Raw genomic sequence first — 12,239 nt, forward strand, 5'->3', positions numbered from 1 at the left:
GCCCGTGAAGGTCGTCATCGCGCACAACCGGTACTCCTCCGCCCAGCCGTCCGGCGAGAACACGATCGTGGACACGGAGATCCGCCAGCTCACCGAGGCCGGCGTCGAGGTGCTCCCCTTTCAGCGCAGCTCCGACGAGATCGGTGACCTACCGAAGTCCGAGAAGCTGCTGCTGCCCGTGTCCCCGGTGTACGCGCCGCGCGCCCAGCGGGAGCTCGCCGAGCTGATCACCCGGGAGCGGCCGGACGTGGTGCACCTGCACAACCCGTACCCGTTGCTGTCGCCCTGGGTGGTGAAGACCGCGCACAAGTTGGGCGTGCCGGTGGTGCAGACGGTGCACAACTACCGGCAGAGCTGCGCGAACGGCCTGTACTTCCGCGACGGGAGGATCTGCAGGGACTGCCTGGGCAAGCCCTTCCCGTACCCGGCGGTGCAGCACTCCTGCTACCGGGGCTCGAAGGCGCAGAGCCTCATCATGGCGACGACGCTGGCGGCGCACCGGGGCACGTGGCGGTCGCTGGACCAGTTCATCGCGCTCACCCCGGCGATCGCGGAGCACCTGGAGACGCTGGGGATCCGCGAGGACCAGATCACGGTCAAACCCAACTCGATCCCGGACCACGGGTACTCCGCGGAGCCGGGCGAGGGGCTGCTGTTCGTGGGCCGGCTGTCGGAGGAGAAGGGGGTGCGGCTGCTGCTGGACTCGTGGTCCCGGGCCGTGTCGGCCGGCGGGGCGGCGGTCGGCCGGTTGCGCGTCATCGGCGACGGCCCCCTGCGCGAACTCGTCGAGAAGGCCGCCGCCGACCGCGCCGACATCGACTACCTGGGCCCGCAGAACGCCGACGGGGTACGCGCCGCGATGCGCTCCGCGAACGCCCTCGTGATCGCGTCCACCTGGCTCGAACCCCTGCCCACGGTGATCATCGAGGCGCTGTCCAACGGCACCCCTGTGCTGGGCACCAACCTGGGCGGCATCCCGTACCTGGTGGGCGACGCCGGCTGGCTGGTCGAGCCGACCGTGGACGCGATGTCGGCGGCGATCCCGCGCGCCGCGGCGGGTGGCCTTCGCCAGGAGGCGCGCGCCCGCTACCTGGAGAACTTCACCCCCGCGGTGGTGCTAGACCGCCTGATCGCGGTGTACGAAAAGGTCCGCCGGAGCGCCGCGTCAGGAATGTGACACCCCCAACGCATAACCTCTGTCCCTTTTGCTATCTTCTGCGCATGATCATTCGCCGTATTTTCACCATTGCTGCCACTGGTGCCCTTTTTGTCCTCATCCCGAGCGTGAGCCAGGCGGCCACGCCGGAGCAGTCCTTCACCATGCGCAGCCTCGACCAGAGCCAGTGCCTCGAGCAGCCCAAGGGCCAGCGGACCACGACGTTCGTGCAGTGCGACACCGGCAGCCGCCGTCAGCTCTGGCAGTTCCCGGCCCGCAGCGACGACGGCAAGAAGATCGCCATCGCCCGGGGCCAGAAGTGTCTGACCACGATGAGCGATGTCAGCGATGTCGTCCTGCGCAAGTGCGACGACAGCCGGACCAGCCAGATCTGGCAGGCCGCTGACGGCGACGGCTTCAGCACCTTCACCAACACGAAGACCGGCTCCTGCCTCAGCAACAACGGCGGCTCGCTGATCGCCGCCCCGTGCGGGGACAGCGACAGCACGCACTGGGAGCTCACCTCGGCCAGCAAGTAGTCCACTCCGACCCCGGCCCGTCGCCACCTGGCGGCGGGCCGGACGCTTGCCCGGACTCTTGCCCGGGCCCATGCCCGGCCCCATGCCCGACGCATGACCAGACGCGTGCCCGGCCGTTGTGGGCGGCCCGACGCCTGCCTGGCCGCTATCCGTTGACCGGTGCGCCTGCCAGCCGGTCGCCCGCCCGGCCCTCGTCGGCGGGCCGGTAGACCTGCCAGGCCTCGGCGGCCAGCAACAGGATCCACAGCGTGCCGCCCGTCCCGCCCAGGACCCAGTCCGAGGTCGCGATCGTGGGCAGCGCCGCCACGGCGGTGATCGTGAACCACGGCGCGGCGTCCCGGGACAGCGCCCGGCGGAGCAGCAGCACCAGCCCCAGCAGGAACGCCGCCACCCCGGCCACCCCGCCCCGGCGGAGCGCGCCGAAGAACGCGTTGTCGGTGGTCAGCTTCGGCGGCTTGGTGTTGGGGTCCTCCACAGAGTCCGCCCGGGTGACCGTGCCCCGCGCGTCGTCCCCGTTGCCGAACAGCTTCTCGGCGATCGTGTCGCCCTTGAAGTCCTCGATGACCTTCTTCCAGGTCTGCGTGCGCCCGGAGGTCAGGTCGGATCCCGCGCTGGAGTTCGGATAGCGGTTGTAGACCAGCCACTGCGGGCCACCCGAGCCGATCATCAGGGCCACGAGCAGCACGAAGGGCACCAGGGTGGCGACAACCGCCTTCCGTCCGGGCGAGGAGCCTGGCGCGCCCGGGTAGTCCACCTTCTTCCGGAACACCAGCCACGCGTGCACCAGGGCGGCGGCGACCGCGAAGCCCCAGGCCGTCCGCGAGGTCACGAGCAGCAACATCAGGAACGATGTTCCGAGTACGCCGGCGCGCTGCCACACCGCGAACGCGCGGTCCGGTGCGATCCGCAGCGCGACGAGTACGGAGACCAGCGCGATCGAGTTCGGGTGGTACAGGAAGAACGGCCCGCCCCAGAACCGCTGGGCCATGTTGTTGCCCCACGCCGTGCCCGGTACCGCGTGCACGTCGTCCAGCGCGTTGCCCGAGCCGACCAGGAGCAGGACGCCCAGGGCGAGCAGGAACGCCGCCGCGATCGCCGGGGTCGGGTCCACGCGGGTTCTGCGGATCACCGCGAGGACGGCCAGGGCGCCCAGGGTGAACAGGCCGCCGTAGACCACCCGCTGGACGCTCACCAGGGGGTGGTTCAGGAGGGCGCCGAGCGCGCCGAGGAGCCAGTACGCCAGGCCGAGCCAGGCCGCGCCCAGCTTCGGCAGCTTCGCCAGGTCCCGCAGCCACGGGAACGTCCACGTTGCGAACACCGCGCCCTCGACGACCAGGAGACCCCACACCACGCCCGGGCTCTCGCTGAACGACCAGCTCAGGATGCCGGCCCCGACGAAGAACCCGCCGAGCAGCAGGCCGCGCACGGTCAGGCCCGGCAGGCTGAGGGCCAGTCCGACCACCGCCCAGCCCAGGGCCGCGGCCAGGAAGGCGCGCAGCCCGTTGGCCGAGGACTCCTGGGTCGCCTCCACGAGGCCAGCGGCACCGGCGACGAGGAGGCCGAGGAGCGCGAACCGCTGGTAGCGCGGCGGGGTCAGCAGAGGCATCGGATCAGACTACGGGTCGACGCAGGGCCCACGCGTACACGGTGATCATGGCGAGCAGGCCCACCGCCGCGCCGATCGTGAGCCCCCAGGCGGTCCGGAGCAGTGAACCGTCGAGCGCGCCGAACAGCACACCGGTGAGGCTGGTGGCCGTGAACACCACGTACTGCCCGAACAGCAGTTTCGCTCTCTGCAGCCCGCGCAGGGCGGCCGTGAACGGGATCTGGAGCAGGTAGATGGCTGCCTGCAACGCGACGGGCAACGCGATCGGGGCGACATCCAGGTAGGCACTGCCCTTGTACCAGTGCAGCACCGGCTCGGCCAGCGGCACGACGACCGCGATGGCCGCCACGCCGATCCCCGCCCCGAGGAGCGCCACCTTCAGGGTCAGCCGGCGCAGCGCGGGCAGGTCGCCGGTGGCCGCGAGCCGGGAGAACCGGGGCACCATCAGGGCGTTCATGGCTGTGACCAGGTTCTGGATCGGCTGGAGCACGGTGAGCTGGGCGAGCCTCAACCCGGCGTAGTTGGCCTCGTTGAGGAACTTCGCCACGAGCGTCGCCACCAGCATCGTCTGGCTCTGCCCGACCAGGGCACTCGCGCTGAACCAGCCCGACAGGTGCCGGGTCTCGCGGAACCACGCGCCCAACCGGCCCCGGAACGGGTTCAGCCGGGTCCGGACGAGATACAGCGCCGCCCCGGCGGATGCCCCGATCCCCCAGGCGAACAGCAGCGCCCCGCCGCTCTTCCAGCCGGCGAGCAGCGCGACCGTCACGGCGGCGGCCTGGGTGAGCACCCAGGTCAGGTCGATCGTCAGCGCGTTGAGCTGTTCGCGGGCCGCGAGGAACGTGTGCCGCCCCGTGTCGTGCAGCAGCAGCAGCGGCAGGAACGGCACCGCCCAGATCAGGTCCCCGAACCAGTCGGCCGGCCCGAACAGCCACAGGCCGCCCAGCACCACCGCGCACACCGAACCGATGATCAGCGCGGAGGCGAGCGCGTCCTCCTCCCGCCGCCGCCGGTCGGCCCCGTCGAACCGGGACACGTGCGCGAGCACCGCCTCGCCGATGAAGGCCCGGCTGACGCCCATCGCGAAGTACAGCGTGGTGATCGCGATCAGCACCGAACCGGCGCGCGGCCGGTCGAGCACGACGGTGGCGAGCAGCGCGTTGCCGGCGCTGGCCAGCGCGATGACCACCTGGTCGGCGAGGCCGAGCAGGATCCGGCGCCGACCGGAGCCGGGCGGGATGGCGGGCAGCGGCTCGTCGGGCTGGTCGTCCACGGAGACGGCCTCGGCGGCGCCCTCAGCGGCTGCCACGTCGCCGGCGGCCGGTCGCTCCGAGGCCGTCATGAGCCCTGCGCCGCCATCTTCTCCGCCCACGACCGCTGGGCGGCCCGGGCCGTGAACACGATGCTGGCCAGCAGGAACAGCCCGTTGACGGCGGTGAAACCGAGCAGGACCCAGATCGTCCATCCGGGTACGAGCCAGATCGCCACGCCGAGCACGGTGACCACGAACGCGTAGTCCCGGATCAGCTTGACGAGCCGGACGGCCAGCGAGCGCGAGGTGACCATGCTGACCCCGGCGTCGCCCTGCTGCATGACGGAGGTGACCAGGTTGACCATCCAGGTACCCGCGAACAGCGCGTAGACCCACGCGGGCGCGTCCGGGGTGTACTCGGCCGCCACGGCGCTCACCGCCGCCACCAGGGCGATCTGGAGGGCCACGTCGCACAGCACGTCGATCCGCGCCCCGGCCGGGCTGCCGGTCTTCGTGGCCCGGGCGAGCTGCCCGTCCCCGCAGTCGATCCCGTACGCGAGGTGCCAGAGCAGGAGCGCGGCCAGGCCGATCCAGCCGTGGTAGTTCCCGGTCTGCGCGGCGGCGATCACCCAGACCGAGCCGGCGAGGCCCAGCACCAGGTTGAGGCCGCTCATCGCGGTCGGGGACAGCCCGAGCCGGCGGAACGCCATGGCGCTGACCGCGCCGATCCACTGACTGACGCTCTCGGTGGCCAGGCCGCCGCCCCGGTTCAGGGCGTAGTAGTCCCGCAGCTTCACAGGGTGTTCGCCCTCGCCAGGTCCTCGTCGAAGTCGACCTCGACGCAGCCGAACTTCGAAATGTCGACGGCGCGGAACCGCAGCCCCTCGGCGGCGATGGCGTTCTCGATGCCGCGCTCGAAGTACTCCTGCTCGTCGACCCGGGCCAGGTGCTCGACCAGGGCCGGCCGGTCCGCGGCGGACACGTAGTTGATCCCGACGGCCTCGCCGAGCCCGCCGACCACCTTCTTCGACAGCTCCTTGATGAAGCCGGCGTCGTCGAGGGTGTACTTGACCTCCTCCTCGGCGACGCTGGCCGTGTTCACCGCGACGAAGCTCTGCTCGGCGGCGAGGCACTCGGTGAACAGCTCCAGCAGGCCGGGCTGGAACACCACGTCGCCGTTGAGCCAGAGCACCCCGCCGGGCGGGCCGAGCCGCAGCGCCTTGAGCAGGCTCTTGGAGGTGTTGGTCTGGTCGTAGAACTCGTTGTAGACGAAGGCCGCGTCCTCGGCGGCCGCCTCCATGACCAGGTCTTTCTTGAACCCGACCACGATGGCGACGTGGGCTGAGGGCCCATAGGCCGCGCGGAGGTGGTCGAGTTGCTGCCGCAGGATGCTACGACCGTCAGCGAGCGGGGTAAGGGGCTTTGGGTGGGGACGACCGAGTCTGGTCCCCATGCCAGCGGCCAGGATCACGACGTTGCGCACCGCCGAAGGATAACCGGCGACGCGCCAATTTCTTTGGTCGTGGGCGCACTGTGCGTCAAGATATCCGTAAAGTGAGCACAGGAGGTAGTCATGCGTGTACGCGAAGCTATGAGTACCGAGATCCTCTCCGTCGGCCCCGCACACAAGCTCCGCCAGGTAGCCCAGCAGATGTCGGCCCGCCGGTTCGGCGCCGCCATCGTCGATGATGCCGACGCGTCCGGTTTCGGCATCATCACCGAACGCGACATTCTCAACGCGATCGCCTCGGGCCTAGACCCGGACGTGGCGGAGGCGGGTGAGCACTACACCCCGGACGCGATCTGCGCCGGCCCCGACATGGACCTCGCCGAGGCCGCCCGGACCATGATCAGGGGTGGTTTCCGGCACCTGATCGTCATCGAGAACGACCAGGTCGCGGGCATGATCTCGGTGCGGGACATCGTCAGGGCCCGGGTGGAGCATCCAGTAGACGCCTGACCTCCGCGCGGAGCGGGTCGACCGCGTTCCGGCCGCGTACGGGGTGCACCGCGTTGGTCAGCAGCGCGACCACGGACCGGCCCCGGACGAACAGACCCGTACCCGTGAAGCCCGTGTGTCCGAATCCACCGCCCGCGAGGCGCAGGTTGGGCAGGTCGACGAGCGCCGGGCAGAACCCGGTGCGGAGCGCCTCCCCGAACGCGGCGACCTCCCCGACCGGCGCGAACAGTCCGGCGTGCCCGCACGGCCCGCCGAGCGCGAACGCCGTCCCGTCGTGCACGTTCCCGCGCACCAGGCCGCGACCGGGTTTGAACTCGGTCGCGGCGGTGCGTGCGGGGTCCGGCGTGTAACTGGTCTCCCCGAGCCCGAGCGGCTCCGTGATCAACTCGCGGACCAGCCGGTCGAGGGGCGCGCCGGCCTCCTGTTCGGCGATCCGCCCGGCGTGCAGCAGCCCCACGTCGGAGTAGACGTCCGGGCCGCCCGCCCGCTGCGCCAGGACCCCGGGCCAGGTCCGCAGGTCCTCGGGCACCGATGCCGGCAGCCCGGCCGTGTGCGTGATCAACTGCCGCACCGTGTACCCGCCGGCCCGCGGCGAGTCCAGGTCCAGCCCGAGCCGCAGCACCACCGCCGTCGTGTACAGCTTCGTCACCGAGGCCAGGTCCCACAGCGTGTCCGGGGTGACCGCCGGGCGCTCGGCGGCGAGGGTGCCGTCCGGATCCGCGTACCGCACCAGCTCCCCGGCGAAGGCGCTGTCGACCACCGCGCCGTCCACCAGATGGACCGCCGCCGCCCCCGGAACGGTGTGGGGGACCGCACCGGTCAACACGCTGTAAAGATCCATAACCCGGAGCCTAAACTTCGGTGCATGACCGCCGAGCAGCTCATCTCCTTCGCCCGGGGCGCGCCGTCCCTGGACATCATCGACATCGAGGGCCTCAAGGCCGCCGCCGTGCGCGCGTTCGACGCGGACCCGGCCGGGGTGACCGCCTACGGCACGTCCGTGGGCTACCTGCCGCTCCGGCAGTGGATCGCCGACAAGCACGGCACGACCCCGGCCCACGTGCTGGTGACCAACGGGTCGCTGCAGGCCGACGCCTTCCTGTTCGAGCAGTTCGTCACGCCGGGCGACGTGATCATCGTCGAGAAGCCGACGTACGACCGCACGCTGCTGAACCTGAAGAACCGGGGCGCCGACGTCCGGGCCATCACCGTCGACGCGGACGGGATCGACACCGACGAGCTGCGCGCCCTGCTGGAGTCCGGGGTCCGGCCGAAGCTCGCGCACATCATTCCGAACTACCAGAACCCGGCGGGCGTCACGCTGTCGCTGGAGCGCCGGCACGCGCTGCTCGCCCTCGCGGCGGAGTACGGCTTCACGATCTTCGAGGACGACCCGTACGTCGACATCCGGTTCCGGGGCGAGGCGTTGCCGTCGATGCTGTCCCTGGACACCAACGACGTCGTGGTGCACGCCTCGTCGTTCACGAAGACGGTCTGCCCCGGCGTCCGGGTCGGCTACCTCGTCGGACCGACCACGCTGATCTCGGCGATCGCGGCCACGGCGACGAACCTCTACATCTCGCCGAGCATGCTCTCCCAGGCGACGGTGTACCAGTTCTGCGTGTCCGGCGACATCGAGAAGTCGATCGCGACCGTGTGCGCCGCGCTCGGCGAGCGCGCCCGGCTGCTCGGCGAGGCCCTGAACAAGCACATCCCGGACGCGACGTTCGTGGCCCCGGACGGCGGCTACTTCCTCTGGGTCGAGCTGCCGGCCACCGTCGACGTGGACAAGCTGCTGCCGGCCGCGACCGCGCTGGGCGTGGCCGTCGTCAAGGGCAGCGACTTCCTGCTCGAGGGCGGGAAGAGCTCGCTGCGGCTGGCGTTCTCCGCCGTCACCGACGACCAGATCGACGAGGGTGTCCGCCGGATCGCCGAGGCCATCCGCACCGTGTCGTAATTACGTCATATCCCGATGGCGCAATGTCGCCATCACGAGGGTGTTTCTTTTCGGCATCGGGGCGGGAAAGAATGCCTCCCAGCACCGCAAAAAAGCCCTCCCCAGGACAGTGCGGTGCGCAAGGGCACCATGCCCCCAAGGGCACCGAGCAGGTTCGGCCGCATCCCCCCGTAGCGGCCGAACCTGCTCGGTGTTGTTTCACGTGGAACCAGACCACGTGGGAAGCTTTCACGTATGGCAGAGCAGGAGCGGGGTTTGAGCCGGGCGCTGAGTGCGCCCGTGCGCGCGGTCAGCCAGATTCTCCGGCCGACGACTCCCTCGCCCGCCAGACAGACCCCGCACGCCACCGGCCTCGTCGACTTCGCGCTGTACGTCGGCGGGGTCCGCCAGGAAGGCGATTGGAGCTACAAGGAGGCGTACGCGGCGGCCCGCGAGCAGGGCAAGGCCTTCGTCTGGATCGGGCTGCACGAGCCGACCCCCGACGAGTTCGCCGACATCGCCGAGGCGTTCGACCTGCACGAGCTGGCCGTCGAGGACGCGGTGAAGTCGTTCCAGCGTCCGAAGCTCGAACAGTACGAGGACATGACGTTCGCGGTGGTGCGCACCGCCCGGTACATGCCGCACGACGAGCTCACCGAGACCAGCGAGGTCATCGAGACCGGCGCCGTGATGCTCTTCATCGGCGAACACTTCGTGATCACGGTGCGGCACGGCGCGGCCGTCCGTCTCAAGCCGGTCCGCGAGGAGCTGGAGAACCGGCGCGAACTGCTCGCCCAGGGGCCGTGGGCCGTGTTCCACGCCGTCGTCGACCGGGTGGTGGACGTCTACCTCGACGTGTCCGCCGCCGTGGAGACCGACCTCGACGAGTTGGAGGCCAGCGTCTTCAGCCGGGACCGCAAGTCCAACATCCAGGAGATCTACCAGCTCAAGCGCGAGCTGGTGGAGTTCAAGCGGGCGGTGTTCCCGTTGCAGCGGCCGTTGCAGGTCCTCGTCTCCGGGCAGATCTCCAGCCTGCCCAAGGAGCCCCGGCGCTACATCCGCGACGTCAACGACCACCTGCAACGCGTGGTCGAGCAGATCGCCGCGTACGACGACCTGATCAACTCCGTGCTCCAGGCCCGGCTGGCCCAGGTGACCGTCGACCAGAACAACGACATGCGCAAGATCGCGGCCTGGGCGGCCATCGCGGCCGTCCCGACCGCGATCGCCGGGATCTACGGCATGAACTTCGACGTCATGCCGGAACTCAAGTGGAAGTTCGGGTACGCGTTCATCTGGGCCGTGATCGTGGCGGCCTGCGCGGGGCTGTACCGGTTCTTCCGCCGGTCGGGCTGGCTCTAGCGGCACGCGCGGGCGCTCCCACCGGACACGCGGGGCGCTCAGTCGGATCTGCGGGCAACCTCGCCGCACGCGCGGGCACGCCGGCCGCACACCCGGGCACCCGGCCGCACCCCGCCCGGACACACGAGAGCGGCGCGCGAGTCACCGCGCGCCGCCGCCCCGTACCCGTCGGGTGGTTCTAGCTCTTCAGCTTCCGCGCGCCGGACTCGACCGAGTCGGCCACGTGGTTCAGCGTGTCCCGGGCCTTGTCCTTCAGGTCACCGGCGGCGTCGACCGCCTTGTCCTTGACGTCCCCGGCGGTGTCGCGCAGGTTGTCGGCGACGGTGCGCACCTTCTCGGCGACCGGGTTCTCGTCGTCGAACTCCAGCACGTGCACCGGCTCGTACTCGTCCCAGCGGGCGTTGCGGCGCGCCATCACCAGAGCGGCGGCGGCACCGGCGACGACGCCCACACCGAGCACCCCGACCAGCAGCGGCCACCGGGAGCGGCGCTTGCCGCCGAGTCGCGCGGTGGCGGACTCCAGGCCGTGCAGCGCGGCCTCGCGGGCCCGCTCGACCCGCGGACTGACCAGATCCCGCGCCTGGTCGACCCTCGGGGCCAGCTTCTCCGCCGCGCCCTCGGCGATCAGGGAGGCCACCCCCCGCAGGTGGTCACGGCACTCCCCGAGCTCGCTGGAGATCTGCTCTCCACGGCTCAGAGTCTTCCGTCCTAGTCCCAGCACCTGCCCCGCCTCCTTCGATGTCAATATGTCTTTATCCTGCCCTCTCCGCCTGGCCACTGCCAGCAAAACGGCGTACCTCGACGTACCCGCTTCGTCACGGTCGCAAACGGCGCCGCCGGCCCACATGACAGGATGGGAGGTGAATTGGCCCGACGATCTAGGAGATTCTCGTGTTCGCGACCCTGCACACGAACGCCGGCAACATCCGGCTCGAGCTCTTCCCGAACCACGCGCCGAAGACGGTCGCCAACTTCGTCGAGCTGGCCGAGGGCACCAAGGAATACACGGACCCGAAGACCGGCCAGCCGGGCAAGGGCCCGTACTACGACGGCACCATCTTCCACCGCGTCATCTCCGGCTTCATGATCCAGACCGGTGACCCGACGGGTACCGGCCGGGGCGGGCCGGGCTACAACTTCAAGGACGAGATCCACCCCGACCTGCAGTTCACCGAGTCGTACCAGCTCGCGATGGCCAACGCCGGCCCGGGCACCAACGGCTCGCAGTTCTTCATCACCGTCAGCGCGCCGAACTGGCTGAACGGCAAGCACACCATCTTCGGCAAGGTCGCCGACGACGACTCGAAGAAGGTCGTCGACGCGATCGCCACCGCTCCGACCGCGGCGGGCGACAAGCCGCTGAGCGAGCTGCGGATCGAGAGCGTCACGATCGAGCGCTAGAGCCGGATACAGTCTCTGGCATGACTGACGCGTCTCCCGTCCCCACCTGCTACCGGCACCCGGGGCGGGAGACGTACGTCAGGTGCACCCGCTGTGACCGCCCCATCTGCCCCGACTGCATGACCGAGGCCTCGGTGGGCTTCCAGTGCCCGTCGTGCGTCGCGGAGGGCCGGGCCAGCCAGCCGGCGGCGCGCACCTGGTTCGGCGGCAGCCAGGCCGGCCAGTTCGGCTACGTCACGATCTCCCTGATCGCCCTCAACGTGCTGGTGTTCGTCATCAGCCTGGTGATCAGCAAGGGCGGGGCGATGGGCGGCGGCAGCCTGTTCGGCGGCTCGACCGACCTGCACGGCTGGTTCGGCCTGTCGGGACCGGGCGTCCGCGTCGGCTCGACCCCGTGCGGCGACGGGCAGCTGTGCTACACGGGCATCGCGCCCGGCGTCTACGACGGCGCCTACTACCGCCTGATCACCTCGATGTTCCTGCACTACGGGCCCATCCATCTCCTGATGAACATGTGGGCCCTGTGGGTGCTGGGCCGCAACCTGGAGACGGCCTTCGGCCCGGTGCGGTTCGCGGCGCTCTACCTGCTCAGCGGCCTCGGCGGCTCCGTCGCGGTCCTGATGTTCAGCCCGAACGCCGTCACGGCCGGCGCGTCCGGCGCGATCTTCGGCCTGTTCGGCGCGCTGGTGGTCGTGCTCCGCAAACTCGGCCGCAGCCTCGCGCCGATCATCCCGGTGCTGGCCGTCAACGCCATCTTCACGTTCACGGTGTCCAGCATCTCGATCGCCGGGCACGTGGGCGGCTTCGTCGCCGGGGGCGTGATCGCCGCCGCGCTCGCCTACGCGCCACAGAAGAACAGGACCGCGATCCAGGTGGCCGCGCTGTCCGCGTACACCCTGATCATGGTTGTGATCGCGCTCGTGACGGCCACCGGCCGGACCTGACCTGGCGCCCGCGGCCCAGCTCGGCCGGGGGACGGCGGCCTGAGCCGTCGGAGGTCTCGGCGCCCGCGTGCGGCCCGGAGCGC

General features: G+C 70.5%; 13 protein-coding genes. 7 read left to right on the forward strand and 6 right to left on the reverse strand.

Annotation, left to right across the window (positions count from 1 at the left end):
* Nucleotides 1–4: 4 nt before the first annotated feature.
* Entirely contained in the window at nt 5–1,177 is a 1,173-nt protein-coding gene (locus tag PT931_RS00450; protein WP_456243720.1) for a glycosyltransferase family 4 protein, read from the forward strand.
* A 44-nt stretch (nt 1,178–1,221) separates the two neighbouring features.
* Nucleotides 1,222–1,695, forward strand: coding sequence for a ricin-type beta-trefoil lectin domain protein (locus PT931_RS00455; RefSeq protein ID WP_456243721.1), 474 nt, complete (start codon nt 1,222–1,224; stop codon nt 1,693–1,695).
* Nucleotides 1,696–1,840: 145 nt separating this feature from the next.
* Here the strand turns inward: PT931_RS00455 and PT931_RS00460 are convergent, their stop codons facing one another.
* The 4 genes from PT931_RS00460 to PT931_RS00475 are packed head-to-tail and all read right to left on the reverse strand — an operon-like array spanning nt 1,841 to nt 6,180.
* Entirely contained in the window at nt 1,841–3,301 is a 1,461-nt protein-coding gene (locus tag PT931_RS00460) for an O-antigen ligase family protein (RefSeq protein ID WP_456243722.1), read from the reverse strand.
* A 4-nt stretch (nt 3,302–3,305) separates the two neighbouring features.
* Nucleotides 3,306–4,643 carry an oligosaccharide flippase family protein gene (locus PT931_RS00465; RefSeq protein WP_456243723.1) on the reverse strand — a complete coding sequence of 446 codons (1,338 nt, stop codon included), beginning with the start codon at nt 4,641–4,643 and terminating at the stop codon, nt 3,306–3,308.
* Nucleotides 4,640–5,350, reverse strand: coding sequence for a CDP-alcohol phosphatidyltransferase family protein (locus PT931_RS00470; RefSeq protein WP_456243724.1), 711 nt, complete (start codon nt 5,348–5,350; stop codon nt 4,640–4,642). Before PT931_RS00470 ends, PT931_RS00465 begins: the two co-directional genes overlap by 4 nt.
* A complete protein-coding gene (locus PT931_RS00475; protein ID WP_456243725.1) occupies nt 5,347–6,180 on the reverse strand; it encodes a phosphocholine cytidylyltransferase family protein in 834 nt (277 codons plus the stop codon). Before PT931_RS00475 ends, PT931_RS00470 begins: the two co-directional genes overlap by 4 nt.
* Between PT931_RS00475 and PT931_RS00480 the strand changes: the two genes are divergently transcribed.
* The gene (locus PT931_RS00480; RefSeq protein WP_363729029.1) at nt 6,127–6,513 is read left to right on the forward strand and encodes a CBS domain-containing protein; all 387 of its coding nucleotides are present in this window, start codon (nt 6,127–6,129) and stop codon (nt 6,511–6,513) included. The two genes, PT931_RS00475 and PT931_RS00480, sit on opposite strands and share 54 nt — an antisense overlap.
* On the opposite strand, the gene PT931_RS00485 is transcribed toward PT931_RS00480, so the two are convergent.
* Nucleotides 6,479–7,354, reverse strand: a complete 876-nt coding sequence (locus tag PT931_RS00485; protein ID WP_456243726.1) for a serine hydrolase domain-containing protein — start codon at nt 7,352–7,354, stop codon at nt 6,479–6,481. The genes PT931_RS00480 and PT931_RS00485 overlap by 35 nt on opposite strands.
* A 24-nt stretch (nt 7,355–7,378) precedes the next feature.
* Between PT931_RS00485 and PT931_RS00490 the strand changes: the two genes are divergently transcribed.
* Both PT931_RS00490 and corA read left to right on the forward strand, forming a co-directional pair.
* Entirely contained in the window at nt 7,379–8,470 is a 1,092-nt protein-coding gene (locus tag PT931_RS00490; protein ID WP_456243727.1) for an aminotransferase-like domain-containing protein, read from the forward strand.
* A 234-nt stretch (nt 8,471–8,704) separates the two neighbouring features.
* Complete coding sequence (corA, locus tag PT931_RS00495) at nt 8,705–9,811, forward strand: magnesium/cobalt transporter CorA (RefSeq protein WP_456243728.1); 1,107 nt, start codon at nt 8,705–8,707, stop codon at nt 9,809–9,811.
* A gap of 178 nt (nt 9,812–9,989) precedes the next feature.
* Here the strand turns inward: corA and PT931_RS00500 are convergent, their stop codons facing one another.
* A complete protein-coding gene (locus PT931_RS00500) occupies nt 9,990–10,556 on the reverse strand; it encodes a hypothetical protein (RefSeq protein WP_456243729.1) in 567 nt (188 codons plus the stop codon).
* A gap of 146 nt (nt 10,557–10,702) precedes the next feature.
* Here PT931_RS00500 and PT931_RS00505 point away from each other — a divergent pair, with 146 nt between their 5' ends.
* Both PT931_RS00505 and PT931_RS00510 read left to right on the forward strand, forming a co-directional pair.
* A complete protein-coding gene (locus tag PT931_RS00505; protein WP_456243730.1) occupies nt 10,703–11,212 on the forward strand; it encodes a peptidylprolyl isomerase in 510 nt (169 codons plus the stop codon).
* Nucleotides 11,213–11,232: 20 nt separating this feature from the next.
* Nucleotides 11,233–12,156 (forward strand): rhomboid family intramembrane serine protease, encoded by a 924-nt coding sequence (locus PT931_RS00510; RefSeq protein ID WP_456243731.1) that lies wholly within the window; start codon nt 11,233–11,235, stop codon nt 12,154–12,156.
* Nucleotides 12,157–12,239: the final 83 nt, after the last annotated feature.

The sequence above is a fragment of the Longispora urticae genome, from assembly GCF_053902585.1.

Coding starts and splice junctions, on each gene's coding strand:
- PT931_RS00455 (WP_456243721.1), top strand. CDS start 1,222: ATGATCATTCGCCGTATTTTCACCATTGCTGCCACTGGTGCCCTTTTT.
- PT931_RS00460 (WP_456243722.1), bottom strand. CDS start 3,301: ATGCCTCTGCTGACCCCGCCGCGCTACCAGCGGTTCGCGCTCCTCGGC.
- PT931_RS00465 (WP_456243723.1), bottom strand. CDS start 4,643: ATGACGGCCTCGGAGCGACCGGCCGCCGGCGACGTGGCAGCCGCTGAG.
- PT931_RS00480 (WP_363729029.1), top strand. CDS start 6,127: ATGCGTGTACGCGAAGCTATGAGTACCGAGATCCTCTCCGTCGGCCCC.
- PT931_RS00485 (WP_456243726.1), bottom strand. CDS start 7,354: ATGGATCTTTACAGCGTGTTGACCGGTGCGGTCCCCCACACCGTTCCG.
- PT931_RS00490 (WP_456243727.1), top strand. CDS start 7,379: ATGACCGCCGAGCAGCTCATCTCCTTCGCCCGGGGCGCGCCGTCCCTG.
- corA (WP_456243728.1), top strand. CDS start 8,705: ATGGCAGAGCAGGAGCGGGGTTTGAGCCGGGCGCTGAGTGCGCCCGTG.
- PT931_RS00510 (WP_456243731.1), top strand. CDS start 11,233: ATGACTGACGCGTCTCCCGTCCCCACCTGCTACCGGCACCCGGGGCGG.